The organism is Ideonella sp. (genome assembly GCF_036277275.1).
Classification (GTDB): domain Bacteria; phylum Pseudomonadota; class Gammaproteobacteria; order Burkholderiales; family Burkholderiaceae_C; genus Ideonella.
Window position 1 is genome coordinate 38695 of the sequence record NZ_DASUNH010000083.1, and the last position, 17242, is coordinate 55936.

The following is a 17242-nucleotide window of genomic DNA, read 5'->3' on the forward strand; positions in this document are numbered from 1 at the left end:
TCCGGTAAGAAAATGATTCGGCGGGCATCCTACACTGGGGCATGCAGGGGGGCGTGATCGTGGCGGTGGCGCTGGCCTGGTTGGCCGGCTGCGCCCTGCAACTGCAGCAGGCCGAATTGTGGGCGCAGGGCGTTTACCTGGCGCAGGGCCTGGCGGCAGCGCTGGTGCTTGCCGTATCAGCCTGGCGCGCCGGCCGGCACGGTGGCGGCTTGGCGCTGTTGCTGGCTGCCTGCGTCGCGACCGGGGCATTGGCGTGGGCCCAGGCAGGCTTGCGCGGGGGCGCCCGAGTCGCCCTGACGCTGCCGGCCGCACTCGAAGGTCGCGACCTGATCGTCAGCGGCCGCATCATCCGGCTGCCGCAGGTCGACGCCGAGGGCCTGCATTTCCTCTTCGCGCCCGACGCTGCGCGCAGCGCGGACAACCAGGCCGTCACGCTGCCGCCGCGCCTGTGGCTGGCCTGGCCGCGCGACGGGGCGGGGCCGCCACCGCGCGTGTTGGCCGGTGAGCGCTGGCAGTTGCCGCTGCGGCTGAAGCGCCCGCACGGCGTGCTGAACCCCGAAGGCTTCGATGCCGAGCTGTGGTTGTTCGAGCAAGGCATCGGCGCCGTCGGCAGCGTACGCGCCGCGGCGCCGACCGACCCGCAGCGCCTTGACCATCCACGCTGGTGGCGGCCGGACGAACAGCTCGACGCCGCCCGCCAGCGTTGGCGCGACGCGGCGCTGCTGCAAGGCGGCGGGCCCGACGTGGCCGGCGTGCTGGCCGCGCTGACGGTGGGCGACCAATCCGCCATCGACTCGCCCGGCTGGGCACTGTTCCGGCAGACCGGCGTGGCGCACCTGATGAGCATCAGCGGCTTGCACATCACGCTGTTCGCCTGGCTGGCGGGTGGGCTGATCGGCCGCCTCTGGCGCCAGAGCCATCACCTGATGCTGGCCTGGCCAACACCGTACGCGGCGCGCTGGGGCGGTGTGCTGCTGGCCACCGGCTACGCGTTGGTCGCCGGTTGGGGTGTGCCGGCCCAGCGCACGGTCTGGATGCTGGCACTGACGGTTGGGCTGCAGCAACTCGGCCTGCATTGGCCGCCGCTGCTGGTGTGTCTGCTGGCGGGGGCCGCGGTGGTGGCGCTGGACCCATGGGCCCTGCTGCAGCCTGGTTTCTGGCTCTCGTTCGTCGCGGTGGCGCTGCTGATCGCCAGTCACCCACCCCAGGTCGAGGCCGGGCCATCACCGAGCCGGCGCGAACAGGTCATCGCGCTGTTGCGCAGCGCACTGCGCCAGCAGATCGTCGCCACCCTCGCGCTGGCCCCGCTGACGCTGTTGCTGTTCCAGCAGATCTCGCTGATCGGCTTTGTCGCCAACCTGGTGGCGGTGCCGTGGATCACGTTGGTGGTCACTCCGCTCGCGCTGGCGGGCCTGGTGTTGCCGCCGCTGTGGTGGCTGGCCGGCTGGGCGCTGCAGCCCTTGCTCACCGTGCTGGGCTGGCTGGGCCAGGTGCCGATGGCGGTGTGGACGGTGCCGGCTGCGCCCGCGTGGGCCGCAGCACTGGGCCTGCTCGGCGGCGCGCTGCTGGTGCTGCCGCTGCCCTGGCGCGCGCGCCTGGCCGGGTTGCCGCTGCTGTTGCCGTTGTTATGGCCTGCGATCCAACGCCCGGCCCCTGGCCACTTCGAGCTGCTGGCGGCCGATGTGGGGCAGGGCAGTGCGATCCTCGTGCGCACCGCCACCCATTTGATGCTGCACGACACTGGCCCGCGCTACGGCCAGGACAACGATGCCGGCCAGCGCGTGCTGCTGCCGCTGCTGCGTGCACGTGGCGAAACGCGAATCGACAGCCTGGTGGTCAGCCACCGCGATACCGACCATGTCGGCGGCGCGCCGGCGATCCTGGCTGCCCTGCCGGTGGGCGAGCTGCGTACCGGTCTGGAGCCGAACCACCCGCTGCGCGAGTCGACCGGGCCCGGCGACCGGCCGGTACCGCATGTCGATTGCGAAGCCGGCCAAACCTGGCAGTGGGACGGCGTGCGATTCGAGGTGCTGCATCCACCCGCCCACACCTGGCAACACGGCCTGAAGCCCAACGCGATGAGCTGCGTCGTCCGGGTGCAAGACGCCTCGGGCCATAGCGTGCTACTGACTGGCGACATCGAAACCGAGCAGGAGAAGGCCCTGGTCGAGCGCCTGGGGCCGAGGCTGAAGAGCGACATCCTGCTGGTGCCGCACCACGGTAGCCAGACGTCGTCGACGGCCGCCTTCCTGGCCGCCGTGCAGCCGAAGGTGGCGGTGGCCCAGGTCGGCTACCGCAGTCGTTTCGGCCACCCGCACCCGGCGGTGCTGGCGCGTTACGCGGCCGCAGGCATCCCGGTGGTGCGAACCGACCATTGCGGTGCTTGGATCCAGCAAGACGCTGGTGCATGGTGCACAAGGTTCGTGCGCAGGCGATACTGGCACTGGCAAGCCCCTGCGTTGTCGCCCGCGGGTGGTGCGGTTGTTGCTAGTCCTTGAGCCCAGGAGAGCTTGAATGACGAGACCCAGCTTCGACGAGATGCATGCGACCAGCGACACCGTTCGCGAGCACTACCGAACCTACAGCCGCTGGCTGGCCGATCAGCCGCGCGACATGATGAAAAGCCGGCGCGAGGAAGCCGAGGTCATCTTCCGCCGCGTCGGCATCACCTTCGCCGTCTATGGCGACAAGGACGACGGCGAGGGCACCGAACGCCTGATCCCCTTCGACCTGATTCCCCGCGTGATCCCCGCGCACGAATGGCGCGAGATGGAAAAAGGCCTGCGCCAGCGGGTCACCGCGTTGAACCGCTTCATCCACGACGTCTACCACGGCCAAGAGATCCTCAAGGCCGGCCTGGTGCCTGAAGAGCAGATCCTGAAGAACGCGCAGTTCCGCCCCGAGATGATGGGGGTGGACGTGCCGCAGAACGTCTACTCGCACATCGCCGGCATCGACATCGTGCGTGCCGCCAACCCCGACGGCTCGGGCAGCTACTACGTGCTGGAGGACAACCTGCGCGTGCCCAGCGGCGTCAGCTACATGCTCGAAGACCGCAAGATGATGATGCGGCTGTTCCCCGAGCTGTTCAGCGAGCACCGCATCGCGCCGGTCGCCCACTACCCCGACCTGCTGCTGGAAACACTGCGCAGCGTCGCCCCCCAGGGCGTGAACGAGCCGACGGTCGTCGTGCTGACGCCCGGCATGTACAACTCGGCCTACTTCGAGCACGCCTTCCTCGCGCAGCAGATGGGTGTCGAGCTGGTCGAGGGGCAAGACCTGTTCGTCAAGGACAAGTACGTCTTCATGCGCACGACGCAAGGCCCGAAACGGGTCGACGTGATCTACCGCCGCATCGATGACGATTTCATCGACCCCAAGGTCTTCCGTCCGAATTCGACCTTAGGCTGCGCCGGCCTGGTCGAAGCTTACAAGGCCGGCAACGTGACGCTCAGCAACGCCGTCGGCACGGGCATCGCCGACGACAAGTCGATCTACCCGTATGTGCCGAAGATGATCGAGTTCTACCTCGGCGAGAAGCCGATCCTGAACAACGTGCCGACGCACCTGTGCCGCGAACCGGACGATCTGAAGTACGTGCTCGACCACCTGCCCGACCTGGTGGTGAAGGAAGTGCACGGGGCCGGCGGCTACGGCATGCTCGTGGGCCCGGCGGCCACCAAGGACGAGATCGCCAGGTTCCGCGAGCACCTCGTCGCCAACCCCAGCAACTACATCGCCCAGCCGACGCTGAGCCTGTCCACCTGCCCGACGTTTGTCGAATCGGGCATCGCCCCGCGCCACATCGACCTGCGGCCCTTCGTGCTCTCGGGTACCGAGGTGCAGACGGTGCCCGGCGGGTTGACGCGCGTCGCGCTGAAGGAAGGCTCGCTGGTTGTCAATTCGTCCCAGGGCGGTGGCACGAAGGACACGTGGGTGCTGGAAGACGGCCCGAGCTGGCAGAGCCAGAGCCAAGGTCACCAGACCCAGGTCCAAAGCCAGCGCGGCCAAAGCCAGAGCCAACGCGCCTGAACGGGAGGACGAGACATGCTTTCACGCACAGCAGACCACCTGTTCTGGATGGCCCGTTACATGGAGCGGGCTGGTCAAGCGCAAAGCGCTTGCGGCGAAGCCACAACACTGCGGCACGCGTCAGCGTGCACGGGGTTTTCGGCCATGGGGGAGGACGAATAATGCTTTCGCGAACCGCCGACCACCTGTTCTGGATGGCCCGTTACATGGAGCGGGCCGAAAACACAGCTCGCATGCTCGACGTGAATTACCAGACCGCGTTGCTGCCGCAATCCGTCGGGGTTGCCGAGCAGGGCTGGCAAGGCCTGTTGAGCATCAGCGAGCTGACCTACGACTACACCACCCGCTATGGTGCGATCAACCCGCGCCAGGTGATGTCGTTCATGGTGAAGGACGAGCGCAACCCCTCGTCGATCCTGAGCTGCCTGCGCGCCGCGCGCGAGAACGCCCGTGCGGTGCGTGGCACGCTGACCACCGAGGTGTGGGAGACGACGAACCAGACCTGGCTCGAGTTCAACCGCCTGCTGGCCGACGGCACGTTGACGCGTGACCCGGCCAGCCTGTTTGAGTGGGTCAAGTTCCGCTCGCACCTGAGCCGCGGCGTCACGGTCGGCACGATGTTGCAGGATGAAGCCTTCCACTTCCTGCGCATCGGCTCGTTCCTCGAGCGTGCCGACAATACCGCGCGCCTGCTCGACGTGAAGTTCCACGCGGTGCAGAGCGACTTCTACGGTGCCGCCGAAGAGAAGGACAACGAGTACGACTTCTACCACTGGTCGGCGATCCTGCGTTCGGTCTCCGGCTTCGAGATCTACCGCAAGGTCTACCGCAATGTCATCACGCCCGAGAAAGTGGCCGAGCTGCTGATCCTGCGGCACGACATGCCGCGTTCGCTCGCGGCTTGCATGCATGAGGTGGTCACCAACCTGAAGCTGGTCGCCAACGAACAGTCGGCCGACACCCAACGCCGCGCCGGCCGCCTGCGGGCCGACCTGGACTATGGCCGCATCGACGAGATCCTCGCCACCGGCCTGCACGCCTACCTGACCCAGTTCCTGGACCGCGTGGGCGACCTCGGCGCAGGCATCAGCCGCGACTTCCTCGTTGCTGCCGTCCACTGACCGTGTACGTGCATCCCGTTCGGATGGGGGGTTCCTCGCCCGTTCGGGCCGAGCGTGTCGAAGCCAAGAAACGTCTGCGGAACCAGGACGATCGGATGTCCTTGGACAAGCCCGGGCCCTTCGACGGGCTCAGGACGAACGGGTGGTGTGAGGTGGTCTGTACCAAACACCGTTCGGGCTGAGCTTGTCGAAGCCCAGGCCAACGCTCCGCGCGAACGGGAGCGATGAAACACTGAAAAGGATGGCCCGTGTCGATCCATGTCGCGCTGAAGCATGTCACCCACTACAAGTACGACCGCCGCGTCGGCCTGTCGCCGCAGATCGTCCGTCTGCGGCCCGCGCCGCACTGCCGCACGAAGATCCTGTCGTACTCGCTGACGATCGAGCCCGACGAGCACTTCATCAACTGGCAGCAGGACCCGTTCGCCAACTACCTGGCGCGGTTGGTCTTTCCCGAGAAGACAACCGAGTTCAAGGTCACGGTGGACCTGGTGGCCGAGATGTCGGTCTACAACCCGTTCGACTTCTTTCTGGAGCCGGGGGCCGAGACCTTCCCCTTCAGCTATGACGACGCGTTGGCGCAAGAGCTGGCGCCGTACCTCGTCACCGAGCCGCTGACCCCTGCGTTCGCCAAGTTCGTCGACAGCATCGACCGCAGCGAAACCCGCACGATCGACTTCCTGGTCGGCCTGAACCAGCGGCTGCAGCACGGTATCCGCTACCTGATCCGCATGGAGCCTGGCGTGCAGACGCCGGAGCAGACGCTGGTCAATGCCAGCGGCTCGTGCCGCGACACCGGCTGGTTGCTGGTGCAGACGCTGCGCCACCTGGGCCTGGCCGCGCGCTTCGTCTCGGGCTACCTGATTCAGCTGAGGTCGGACGTGAAGGCGCTCGACGGCCCGAGCGGCACCGAGGTCGATTTCACCGACCTGCACGCCTGGTGCGAGGTCTACCTGCCCGGCGCCGGATGGATCGGCTTCGACCCGACCTCGGGCCTGCTGGCCGGTGAAGGCCACATCCCGCTGGCCTGCACGCCACAGCCCTCCAGCGCAGCGCCGGTCAGCGGCGCGGTGGACCAGAGCGAGGTCACCTTCGGCCATGAGATGGCGATCAGCCGCATCTGGGAGTCGCCGCGCGTCACCAAGCCTTACACCGAAGATCAGTGGACGCAGGTGCTGCAGCTCGGCGAGCAGGTCGACGACGAGCTGCAAGCCGGCGATGTGCGCCTGACGATGGGCGGCGAGCCGACCTTTGTCTCGGTGCACGACCGCGACGGCGCCGAATGGAACACCGATGCACTTGGCCCGACCAAGCGCATGTTCGCGCAAGACCTGGTGCACCGCCTGCGCGCCGAATACGGCCAAGGCGGCTTCTTGCACTTTGGCCAGGGCAAGTGGTACCCGGGCGAGCAACTGCCGCGCTGGGCCTTGTCGATCTGCTGGCGGGCAGATGGCCAGCCCTGCTGGCACGACCCGGGCCTCTTCGCCGACGAGCGCGAACCGCACGCCTACACCAGCGAAGACGCCAAGCGCTTCATCACCGGGCTGACCGACCGCCTGGGGCTGGACGCGCAGTACGTGCAGACCGGCTACGAAGACACCTGGTACTACCTGTGGCGCGAGCGCAGGCTGCCGGTCAACGTCGACCCGTTCAACGCCAAGCTCGACGACGAGCTGGAACGCGTCCGTCTGCGCCGCATCTTCAGCCAAGGGCTGGAGCACGAGGTCGGCTATGTGTTGCCGTTGAAGCGCAGCGAAGGGCCACAACTCAGCGGCAACAAGTGGGTCACCGGCCCCTGGTTCTTCCGCGACGAGCGCATGTACCTGCACCCTGGCGATTCGCCGATGGGCTACCGGCTGCCGCTCGATTCACTGCCCTGGGTGGCGAAGAGCGACTACCCGTACCTGCACGAGCAAGACCCGTTTGCACCACGCGGCCAGCTGCCGGGCCCGGCCACACTGCGCGCACAGTACGGTGGTGGGTACGCGCCGCACAGCGAAGGCGGCGGGTTTGCCGAAGGGGGCGTCGTCGCCTTGCAAGCGCTGCGCGGTGTGCCGGGCGAAGGCGTGGGCCAGGCGGCAAGCCGCGGCGCACCGGTTGGCGGTGCTTCCGGCCCCGCCGCCTCTGGCAGCCCCGACGCTGTCGACACCACATTCCCTGCTCGCCAGCAATCCGCCCACTGGATCACCCGCACCGCGCTGTGCGTCGAAGCGCGCGACCCGCGCCGCGCCAATGGCCCCAAGGCCGAGAACACCGGCAAAGCCACCGGCGTGCTCTACGTCTTCATGCCGCCGCTGCAGGCGCTGGAAGACTATCTGGAGCTGCTCGCCGCGGTCGAAGCCACGGCCGCTGCGCAGCGCGTGAAGATCATCCTCGAAGGCTACCCGCCGCCGCGTGACCCGCGGCTGAAGCTGCTGCAGGTCACGCCCGACCCGGGGGTGATCGAGGTCAACATCCACCCCGCGCACAGCTGGCGCCAGCTGGTGCAGCAGACCGAGTTTCTCTACGACGCTGCGTTCCAGTCTCGCCTGTCGACCGAGAAGTTCATGCTCGACGGCCGCCACACCGGCACCGGCGGCGGCAACCACTTCGTGCTGGGCGGCGCCACGCCGGCCGATTCGCCCTTCTTGCGCCGGCCCGACCTGCTGGCCTCGCTGCTGGCCTACTGGCACAACCACCCCTCCTTGAGCTACCTGTTCTCGGGCCTGTTCATCGGCCCGACCAGCCAGGCGCCGCGCGTCGACGAAGCCCGCAACGACCAGCTGCGCGAGCTGGAGATCGCGCTCGGCGAGATTGAGCGTGCCAGCCAGACCCACGGCAGCCGCATGCCTCCGTGGTTGGTGGACCGCACGCTACGCAACGTGCTGGTCGATGTGACTGGCAACACCCACCGCAGCGAGTTCTGCATCGACAAGCTCTACTCGCCGGATTCGGCGACGGGCCGCCTGGGCTTGCTGGAGCTGCGCGCCTTCGAGATGCCTCCGCATGCGCGCATGAGCATCGTGCAGCAGCTGCTGTTGCGCTCGCTGGTCGCCCGCTTCTGGAAGACACCCTACAAGGCCGCGCTGGTGCGCTGGGGCACCGAGCTGCACGACCGCTTCCTGCTGCCCAGCTTCCTGAAGATGGATTTCGACGACGTGCTCGAAGACATGGCCGCCGCCGGCTACGCCTTCGACACCGCGTGGTTCGCACCGCACTTCGAGTTCCGCTTCCCGAAGATCGGCGAGTTGACGGCGCGCGGCGTGCACATGACGCTGCGCAACGCGCTGGAGCCGTGGCACGTGATGGGCGAAGAGGGCGCGGCCGGCACGACGGTGCGTTACGTCGATTCGTCGCTGGAGCGCATCGAGTTGCATGTCAGCGGCCTGGTCGACCCGCGCCACCGCGTAGCGGTGAACGGCATCGCCGTGCCGCTGCAGCCCACCGGCCGTGTTGGCGAGTTCGTGGCCGGCGTGCGCTACCGCGCGTGGGAACTGCCTTCGGCGCTGCACCCCACCATCGGCGCCCATGTGCCGCTGACGATCGACCTCGTCGACACCTGGATGAACCGCTCGCTCGGCGGCTGCCAGTACCACGTGGCCCACCCGGGTGGGCGCAACTACGCCACCTTCCCGGTCAACGCCTTCGAGGCGGAGAGCCGTCGCCTCTCGCGCTTTTTCCCGATGGGGCACACGGCAGGCACGCGCCAGGTGCCCCCGCCGCAACGCAGCCTGGAGTTCCCGTTCACGCTCGACCTGCGGCGCGTTTGATGTCCGCCGAAACGGCTTGTCGCCGCCATGCTTGCCACCGCACCCTGCGCGCCCTGGGGGCGCCATGAATAGGCGGCCCCAGGGCGCGCAGGCATGATGCGGGCTCACACTGCGTTGTCATGTCCACCACGAGCCTGCCCCCCGGCGCCGAGCCGCCCCGCCAATCCAGCCTGCTGTCTGACGAGCTGCCCGAGCCTGCCGTGCTGGCCGCGGCCGCCGCGCAACAAGGCACCGAGGGCCATTACGACGAGCTGCACGGCCGGCTGAACGAGCCTGGCACCACACGGGCCGCCCGCGTGCAGCTGGCCCCGCTGTGGCGCCAGTTCTTCGACGCCAGCGGCACTACAGGCTGGCAAGACCTGGCCACCCGCGCCCAGCGCGTGCAGCGCCGCGTGCAGGAAGACGGCGCCACCTACAACGTCTATTCGGAAGGCCACAAGGAAGCGGCTCGCCAATGGCCGCTGGAGCTGCTGCCGGTGCTGATCGGCGCCGAAGAATGGGCCAGTATCGAGGCCGGCGTGGCCCAGCGCGCCCGCTTGCTGAACGCGGCCATGGCCGATGTCTACGGCGAACGCCGCCTGTTGGATGAAGGCCTGCTGCCGCCTTCGCTGGTGCTGGGCCACCCGCAGTACCTGCGCCCCTTGCACGGTGTCAAGCCACGCGGCGGCGTGCACCTGCACGTCGCCGCCTTCGAGCTGACGCGCGGCCCCGATGGCGGCTGGTGGGTGCTGGGCCAACGCACGCAAGCGCCGTCCGGCCTGGGCTATTTGCTGGAGAACCGGCTGATCATCGCCCAGCAGTTCCCCGAGGCCTTTCGCGACCTGCGCGTGCAGCGCGTGGCGGCCAGCTTCCAGACGCTGCTGCAAGGCCTGCTGCGCCTGAGCCCTGCCGGTGAGCGCTCACGCGTCGTGTTGCTGACGCCCGGTCCGCACAACGAGACCTACTTCGAGCAGGTCTTTCTCGCGCGCTACCTGGGCTTGACGCTGGTGGAAGGCGGCGATCTCACCGTGCGCGGCAACCGCCTGTACCTGAAGACGCTGCACGGGCTGGAGCGTGTGCATGTGCTGCTGCGCCGCGTCGACGATGACTATCTGGACCCACTGGAGCTGCGCCCTGATTCGGCGTTAGGCGTTCCCGGCCTGCTGCAGGCCATGCGCGCGGGCGAGGTGGTGGTCGCCAACTCGCCCGGTGCCGGCTGGCTCGAAAGCCCGGGCCTGGCCGCCTTCTGGCCCGGCGTGGCCGAGAGGCTGCTGGGCGAAGAACTGCTGCTGCCCGCCACCACCAACTGGTGGTGCGGCGAAGAGGCGGTGTGGAAGCGACTGTCACCGAAGCTGGCCGACTTTGTCGTGGCGCCCACCTTCCCGAGCAACAACGCCACCGCCGGCGGCTTTGGCAGCGGCGCGCCCACCACCGGCTTCGCACCGCTGGTGACCGCTGCGTTGGCGCCTGGCGCCCGCGCCACGCTGCAACATCGCATCGACGCCGACCCGGCCGCCCACACGCTGCAGGCCCGCGTGCGCCCGAGCGAGACGCCCGTTTGGCGTGAAGGCGCGTTGGAGCCGCGCGCCACCGTGTTGCGCGTGTTCGCGCTGAGCGACGGTGCCGGCGGCTGGCGCGTGTTGCCCGGCGGCCTGGCGCGTGTGAGCCACCGGCGCGATGGCGCACACGACCCGTGGCTGAGCATGCAGCGCGGCAGCGCCAGCGCCGACACCTGGGTGCAGACCGAAGGCGAGGTCGACGCCACCAGCCTGCTGCCCAAGCCGCTGACCGCGGCCGACTTGGCCGGCTGGCACCGCACGGTGACCAGCCGCTCGGCCGAAAACCTCTTCTGGCTCGGCCGCTACACCGAGCGCGCCGAAAACACCGTACGCCTGGCCCGCCTGACGCTGGAGGCGCTGACCGGCTCGTTCATCTACGGCGCCTCGCCCGCCGTGCTGCGCGTGCTGGACGCACTGGCCCGCCGCCATGGCCTGGTGGGCGCGGGCGTGCCGTCACCCGAGCAGAGCCTGCGCGTGTTCGAACGCTCGCTGGTCTATGCCATGGGCGACGCCGAATCCAGCCAGAGCGTGGCCTACAACCTGGTGGCGCTGCGCGGCTGTGCCCAGGCGCTGCGCGAGCGCCTGTCGCAAGAGCACTGGAAGCTGATCCACGAGGTGGGTGACCATTTCCAGCAGCACTACGAGCAGGTGATGCAGAGCGCGGCCAACGAGCCCTTGGCCGACGCGCTGGGCGTGCTGGGGCGCGTGACCACGCACCTGGCCGCGATCACCGGCGCGCAGACCGACCGCATGACGCGCGACGACGGCTGGCGCCTGCTCAGCGTCGGCCGCCAGATCGAGCGGCTCGATTTCCTGGCCCACGCGCTGGCCACTGGCTTCGAGCACGGCCTGCACAAGCGTGACGACGGCTTTGCGCTGCTGCTGGGCATCTTCGACTCCACCATCACCTACCGCGCGCAGTTCCAGGCCCGGCGCGAGGTGCCGCCGCTGCTGCACCTGCTGGTGCACGACACCGACAACCCACGCTCGCTGGCCTGGGTGGCGCGCACGATGCGCGACCGCTTCGTCAAGCTGGCCCGCCACGAGCCGCTGTGGGCCCACGAGATGGCGCAGACGCTGCCGCGCCCCGAAGACTGGCCGCTGGAGTTGATGGCCGCGCCCGACGACGCCGGCAGCCATGGCCCGCTGGTGGCTGCGCTGCGCGATTGCAGCGTGCAGGCGCAAGGCCTGTCGGATGCACTGGGCCGGCGCTTGTTCTCGCACGTCAGCACGGTCGACCGTGCCGTGTGGCAGTGAGCGCGACCGCAGCGAACCACCCGATGACCATTCCCGACGCTGCCAACGAAGCGCTGCCCAACCCCGGCACGGCGACGACGCCGGTGGCGCCTGAATCCGACGGCCGCATCTGGCTCAAGGTGCGCCACGACACCGCCTACGACTACGATGCGCCGGTCGAGCTGGCCCACCACATGGCCCACCTGGCCCCGCGCGACACGGCGCTGCAGCAAGTGCGCGGCTGGCGCCTGGTCGTCGACCCACCGCCCGACGAATGGCTGCAAGGCCGCCCGACCGACGCGAGCGGTGTGCCCGAAGGCCAGCGCAGCGTCGACAGCTGGGGCAACACCCGCGTCGCCTTCAGCCACGCCCGCGTGCACGAGCGCCTGCAGGTGCACAGCACCTTCGAAGCCGGCTTGCTGCCGCAGCCCGAGCCCGACCCCGCCAACAGCCCACCGTGGGAAGAGGTGGCCCAGGCGCTGCGCTACCACGCCGGTGCGGTGCGATCAGAGGCGGTGGAGTTCAGCCTGCCCTCGGCCTACGCCCCGCGCGACGCCGGCCTGTCCGCACTGGGCCACGAGGCCTTCACGCCAGGCGCAAGCGTGGTCGCCGGCGCATTGGCGCTGATGCAACTGATCCACGAGCGATTCACCTACGAGCCTAACGCCACGAGTGTGGCCACCCGCGCGCCCGAGGCGTTGGCCGAGCTGCGCGGCGTCTGCCAAGACTTCGCCCACGTGATGATCGGCGCCTGCCGATCCCTCGGCCTGGCGGCCCGCTACGTCAGCGGCTACCTGCTCACCAAGCCCGCACCCGGCCAACCCAAACTCGTCGGCGCCGACGCCTCACACGCCTGGGTCCAGGTCTGGTGCCCGACCCAAGGCTGGGTCGCCCTCGACCCCACGAACGCCGTGCCCGCCGGCACCGACCACGTCACCTTGGCGTGGGGGCGGGACTATGCGGATGTGGCGCCGTTGAGGGGCGTGATCAGGGGCGGGGGCAAGGCGCAGCCGATGGTGGGGGTGACGGTGGAGCCGGTCGCCCAAGGCTGAAGGTGCGAATGAGGTCCGAAGCCGTTGAGCTGAGCAATAGAGCTATCCTCATCGCGGGCGAAGGTGTCGCATTCGCTGCGCAGCGGGTTGTCGCTGCGCGCGAATGCGCAAGCTATCAAGGCCGAACGTCAGTTGTTCCGGTGGCGAATCGCGCCGCGGAATGCAGGCTGGTTGCTGTCACAGTGGTATTCAAAGTTGGCACCAAGGCTCGCCACGTCGCCGTCCTTGCCGACGGTGATCGATGAGATCGTCAGGCTGCCGGTGGAACTGCTGCAGCCGGTGCCGTTGCCCGTGATACTGAGACCGGCCAGAGTCTGCGTTGGCGAATCGCTGGTGGCATAGGTGCCTGGCTGAAGGGTTTGACCAGTCGGCGGCGAGATGATTGCCATCCAGGTTTCGCGATTGCCGGAGACGTTGTACTGAACCCAGTTAGGCTTTCCGCTCAGCCTGAGAAAAGAGGCTGCGCCAGTGAAGCTGGCAGACCGCCCATTGGCAAGGCGGTCACCCGGATCGCTCGTAAAGCTGAACGACCGCGGCGGAGCTTTGTAGTGAACAACGCCACGCATGGCGGGGCCGTTCTCGTAGCAGCGTTGCACGAAGTTGGCGTCCAGCATCGTCACATTGTTGCTTTCGTCAAACTGGACTTGGTCAACGATGAACGAGCCCCAGACCTGGTTGCAGGCACCGAAGCCATAGCCGTACACATCCAAGCCTGGCACGCGGCCAATCCGGAAGCTCGCGCGTTCCGCGAGCGGATACGTGCCAGGGTGAAGGCGCACGCCGGGAAAGGAGGCCATCTGGATCGTCCAGTCGTCGCCAGCCTTCGTGGTGACATTCATCGTCAAGTTCGAGCTACCACCGGTCAGCACGAATTTCGCATCCGGCTCTTTGTAGACGCGGGATTGGCCGCCTCCGACCGCTCCGGGTTCGCTGTCGAAACTGAAGGACGTGTCAATCGCGAAAAGCGAGTTGTCTGCATGAGCCGGTACCCCGAAGGCGCCTAGCGAAATCAGCAAAGCGCCGGCAAGTCGCCGCGCGGTAGATGGGTGTGCCTGTGTAGTCACGAGTTGCTCCCTCCATAGGAATTGTGAGGACGCGACTCTACATCGAGCAAGGGGTAGGGGCATGTGGGCAAGAGCGCAGGCACAAGGCCCAAGCGACCGTTTGGTCTTGTGAACGAAGAAACGGTCGGGGCTGCCTATCTGACCCACGAGCTTGGGGGCACTGATTATTTTTCTTCAGCCTGCCCTCGGCCTAGGCTCCGCGCGACGCCGGCCTGGCCGCGCTGGGCCACGAGGCTTTCACGCCCGGCGTGAGCGTGGTCGCAGGCGCGCTGGCCCTGATGCAGCTGATCCACGAGCGCTTCACCTACGAATCTAACGCCATCAGCTCACATCAAGTCACTGCTGCGTCTCCGGCAGCAGCTTCCTGATGCGGAAGAGCGATCCCGGGCGGCTGCCGGTGGCGCCGTAGAGATAGCCATGCGCCTTGGCGAGGCCGCCTCTGGCATTGGACCCGATGGCGTCGCCGTCGGAGAACGCGTGCATGATCGTCATCTGGCCGTCGCGGCCGAGGGCGAAGAGCGTGCCGTTCTTGTAGGCCCCGTCATACTGCGTCGTTCCATAGAGCAAGCCGTCTCTTCCTTCGGTCAATGGGCCGGCGGGCGAATAGCCAGCGACGCCGAAGCTCTGGAACGCGTAGACCAGCGAAGTCTCTCCGGACGGCGTCATGCGATAGAGGGTGCCGTGATTGCCGGATCCGCCGCGCTCCGCCGCGCCGTAGAAGTTGCCGTCCTTCGCGAGTATCAACTCACTCGAGGCCCAGCTGCCGAAGGACTCCTCCATCGAGTGGAGGACCTGATAGCCCGTCCCGTCCGTCTGCACCTTGAACAGCACGCCGCCGTCTTCGCTGCCGCCACGGTTGGTCACGCCGTAGACGGATTTGCCATCGGCCGACAAAGTGACCCCGTTGAGCGGATAGCCGCCGTCGCCGTTCGCACGGGTGAAGTGGTGCAAGGTCTTGAACCCTTTCAGCGGATCCCACCGGAACACCGTCCCCCAGCCGGCGCTACCGCCGGAAGTCGCGGTGCCGTAGTACGAACCATCGGCCCCTTGCACCAACCCGCTGGTTGACCCGCATCCGTCCGTGGTCCCCTTGAACTTGTACATGATCGCGAACGAGTCGCCGGTGGTGCTCAGCCGGAAAATCGCGCCGCAACCATTCGCGCCGCTCTTGAGCACGCCGTACATCAGCCCGTTTTCCGAGATCGCGACCCGGCGCATGGGCTCGCTACCTTCCGTCAGCGAATTGAATGCATGCAGCACGGTGAAGCTGCCGTACCTGTCGAAGGCATAGACCGTCCCGCCGCCCAGCGGCCCTTCGAGCGAATTCACGCCGTAGAAGCGATCGTTGGCGCCATGCTGCAAGGCAGGGGCGGCGCCGTAGCCGTCGGTCGAGCTGGTGAACGCGTGCAGAAGCCTGGCGGGCTTGTTTGCCGCCTGGGCATCGAAGGCCGGCAACGAGCCGATTGCGACAACCGCCAGAACGGCGGAGACTCGTACGGAGCGCGCGAACGTGCGCGCATTGAAGATCTGGGACATGGCCCTCCCTCTCAGGTCATTGTTGGAGAAAGGCCGATCTTGCGGTGGTTGCGCCCGCGCCTCAGGAGGTGGGAAATCATGAGAAAGCTCTTGCTTGTGTTGCTCACAGCGATCAGCACAGCGGCCATGGCTCAACAGCCGACGCCGCAAACGCTGGATCGCTTCCTGAACGCCTATCAGTTCGAGCCGATTCGGGAGTCCTGGGCCTTCAAGCTGGATCGCGATGCCAAGGCCGAGATCGCCAAGTGGTCAGCGATACCGGCAATGACGCCTCAGCTTCGTTCGGCGGTCGACCAGTACCAAGCCGCGGCATCGGCCGAGCTTCAACGTCAAATGTCGTCAGCGAACCTTCGACCGCGGTACGCAGTCATCTTCGGAACGGACTTCACCGAGCAGGAGATGCTGGAGATCACCCGGTTCTACGAATCTCCGGCTGGCAAGGCGTCCGTGGCGAAGCGCCCTCAGCTCGCGGCGCTCATTCAGCAGCAACTGGCCGCCATCGCGGCCGAGATGGATGCCAATCTCAACGGCGCGCGTCTGCAACTCGAAGAAGCGGCTCGCAAGTCGAAATAGCGCGATGCTCGGCCGCTCATGGTGGGCGCGTGACGGTACACCGTCAGCGGACGAGAGCAGGGCGCAGTCGATGGTGGGGGATGACGGTGGCGCCGGTGGGTTAGCTGCGCCGGTTCAGTCGTACGTCATGTACTCAGTCTTCGACACCACGCGACCCTGCTGATCTACCTCGACATCGCAGTTGGCGCGGTCCATCCAGGCACCAGGAAACATGAACCTGTGCCCTGGAAAGTCTGCCGACTCGTAGTGCCAGACACTGACCTTGCCATTTGAGCCCGGGTATTCGCGGTCGAATGCGGTCACGATGGGCCCGAGGTCCGCACCGATCTGGACGTTGTCGCAGAACGTGTGCGCCCGCCATTCGGCGATCGGGTTGGCCACGACAGTCCATGTAATGCACGAAGCGGGCAGGGCGAGCACGCCAAGAATGGCGAGCCATACGCCGAATCGTCGCTTTGACTTCGCGGATGGATTCGTCAACTGATCTTGTGCATTCACCCTGGGTGAGGCCTTGGCTGTTTCAACCGTGATCCTAACGCGACGAACGTGGCCACCCGCGCCTCGAAGCCTTCTTCGACCACCGGTTCCGCCGACTTCACAGGGTGCCTGACCCCTTGCCCAATCCCGAAAAAACGGCTGCAACGCGTTCTGTGCGGTCGAGAAGCCGGCGATCGGCAGCGCGATGGCGGTGAGCGCATCACGGTAACGCTGCGCATCGTGCCGGACGAGTTCGAGCCGCATGCGCTGCTGGCCGTTGAAGATGCGGGCGGCGAGCGCCTGGCCGAGGTTCGCGTGAGCGCCGGGCTCAAGTTCGACGCCGCCAGCGCCGAGGTCTGGGCCGAGCGGCCATCGCCGGCCGGGTCGAGGGCGGCGGCTGGCTCCGCCTATGTTCGGCAGCGCACAGACAACATGGGCCTCGTCGCGTAAAAACTGCGATGTCGATCACTATCGAAGGCCCTTCGAATGTCCAATTGCATTGCTGCACACAAGCACCGCACCAGGCTGCACGTCCTGCGTGATCGTCTCAAGCGAGCCTTGCGCGACGAAAAGCGCGGCCTGCTAGGCGCTGCGGAACGCGTTGCTGCCCATAGAGCGAAGCGGTCGGCATACCGCGCCGCGAACCCTTGAGCCGCTCAGGCATGAGCGGTTTGCGCGCGGCGCCTAGGCTCGAGGTGTAGCAGCGCGGGGCAAAGCAGCGCGGGGGTCAGATACCGTCTTGGAAGTCAAGCTTAGGCATGGCGATCCGCGGGTCGAACGGCACTCCTGAGCGAAGCACCCCGTAGATCAGCATGGCCAACTTGTGCATGCACGCACCCACCACGGCCTTGGGCGCCAGGCCAG

Annotated in this window: 12 protein-coding genes; 9 read left to right on the top strand and 3 right to left on the bottom strand. The window is 67.5% G+C overall.

The window, feature by feature from the left end; all coding sequences use genetic code 11:
- Positions 1-53 precede the first annotated feature (53 nt).
- From VFY73_RS14515 to VFY73_RS14540, 7 genes are all read left to right on the top strand, one after another.
- Positions 54-2498 carry a DNA internalization-related competence protein ComEC/Rec2 gene (locus VFY73_RS14515; RefSeq protein WP_329719914.1) on the top strand — a complete coding sequence of 815 codons (2445 nt, stop codon included), beginning with the start codon at positions 54-56 and terminating at the stop codon, positions 2496-2498.
- Between the two features lie 16 nt (positions 2499-2514).
- The gene (locus VFY73_RS14520; RefSeq protein WP_329719916.1) at positions 2515-4032 is read left to right on the top strand and encodes a circularly permuted type 2 ATP-grasp protein; all 1518 of its coding nucleotides are present in this window, start codon (positions 2515-2517) and stop codon (positions 4030-4032) included.
- A 15-nt stretch (positions 4033-4047) separates the two neighbouring features.
- Positions 4048-4194: an alpha-E domain-containing protein gene (locus VFY73_RS30450; RefSeq protein WP_414654462.1), complete on the top strand. Its 147-nt coding sequence runs from the start codon at positions 4048-4050 to the stop codon at positions 4192-4194.
- A complete protein-coding gene (locus VFY73_RS14525; RefSeq protein ID WP_329719918.1) occupies positions 4194-5153 on the top strand; it encodes an alpha-E domain-containing protein in 960 nt (319 codons plus the stop codon). The genes VFY73_RS30450 and VFY73_RS14525 overlap by 1 nt, the downstream gene beginning before the upstream one ends.
- A 248-nt stretch (positions 5154-5401) precedes the next feature.
- Entirely contained in the window at positions 5402-8902 is a 3501-nt protein-coding gene (locus tag VFY73_RS14530) for a transglutaminase family protein (protein ID WP_329719920.1), read from the top strand.
- 119 nt (positions 8903-9021) lie between these two features.
- Positions 9022-11697 carry a circularly permuted type 2 ATP-grasp protein gene (locus VFY73_RS14535; RefSeq protein ID WP_329719922.1) on the top strand — a complete coding sequence of 892 codons (2676 nt, stop codon included), beginning with the start codon at positions 9022-9024 and terminating at the stop codon, positions 11695-11697.
- Between the two features lie 23 nt (positions 11698-11720).
- Positions 11721-12728 (top strand): transglutaminase family protein, encoded by a 1008-nt coding sequence (locus VFY73_RS14540; protein WP_329719924.1) that lies wholly within the window; start codon positions 11721-11723, stop codon positions 12726-12728.
- A 128-nt stretch (positions 12729-12856) separates the two neighbouring features.
- Here VFY73_RS14540 and VFY73_RS14545 read toward each other — a convergent pair whose 3' ends face one another.
- A complete protein-coding gene (locus VFY73_RS14545) occupies positions 12857-13792 on the bottom strand; it encodes a hypothetical protein (RefSeq protein WP_329719926.1) in 936 nt (311 codons plus the stop codon).
- A gap of 336 nt (positions 13793-14128) precedes the next feature.
- Positions 14129-15328, bottom strand: coding sequence for a choice-of-anchor tandem repeat GloVer-containing protein (locus tag VFY73_RS14550; protein WP_329719928.1), 1200 nt, complete (start codon positions 15326-15328; stop codon positions 14129-14131).
- 78 nt (positions 15329-15406) lie between these two features.
- On the opposite strand from VFY73_RS14550, the gene VFY73_RS14555 reads away from it, so the two are divergent.
- On the top strand, positions 15407-15901 hold the full coding sequence (locus VFY73_RS14555) for a DUF2059 domain-containing protein (RefSeq protein ID WP_329719930.1): 495 nt from the start codon (positions 15407-15409) through the stop codon (positions 15899-15901).
- 114 nt (positions 15902-16015) lie between these two features.
- Here the strand turns inward: VFY73_RS14555 and VFY73_RS14560 are convergent, their stop codons facing one another.
- Positions 16016-16399 carry a hypothetical protein gene (locus VFY73_RS14560; RefSeq protein WP_329719932.1) on the bottom strand — a complete coding sequence of 128 codons (384 nt, stop codon included), beginning with the start codon at positions 16397-16399 and terminating at the stop codon, positions 16016-16018.
- A 48-nt stretch (positions 16400-16447) separates the two neighbouring features.
- On the opposite strand from VFY73_RS14560, the gene VFY73_RS14565 reads away from it, so the two are divergent.
- Positions 16448-16828 carry a hypothetical protein gene (locus VFY73_RS14565; RefSeq protein WP_329719934.1) on the top strand — a complete coding sequence of 127 codons (381 nt, stop codon included), beginning with the start codon at positions 16448-16450 and terminating at the stop codon, positions 16826-16828.
- Positions 16829-17242: the final 414 nt, after the last annotated feature.

Excerpts from the sequence above, each read along its gene's own strand:
- VFY73_RS30450 (WP_414654462.1), top strand. The coding sequence starts at position 4,048 with ATGCTTTCACGCACAGCAGACCACCTGTTCTGGATGGCCCGTTACATG.
- VFY73_RS14525 (WP_329719918.1), top strand. The coding sequence starts at position 4,194 with ATGCTTTCGCGAACCGCCGACCACCTGTTCTGGATGGCCCGTTACATG.
- VFY73_RS14555 (WP_329719930.1), top strand. The coding sequence starts at position 15,407 with ATGAGAAAGCTCTTGCTTGTGTTGCTCACAGCGATCAGCACAGCGGCC.
- VFY73_RS14520 (WP_329719916.1), top strand. The coding sequence starts at position 2,515 with ATGACGAGACCCAGCTTCGACGAGATGCATGCGACCAGCGACACCGTT.
- VFY73_RS14535 (WP_329719922.1), top strand. The coding sequence starts at position 9,022 with ATGTCCACCACGAGCCTGCCCCCCGGCGCCGAGCCGCCCCGCCAATCC.
- VFY73_RS14540 (WP_329719924.1), top strand. The coding sequence starts at position 11,721 with ATGACCATTCCCGACGCTGCCAACGAAGCGCTGCCCAACCCCGGCACG.
- VFY73_RS14550 (WP_329719928.1), bottom strand. The coding sequence starts at position 15,328 with ATGTCCCAGATCTTCAATGCGCGCACGTTCGCGCGCTCCGTACGAGTC.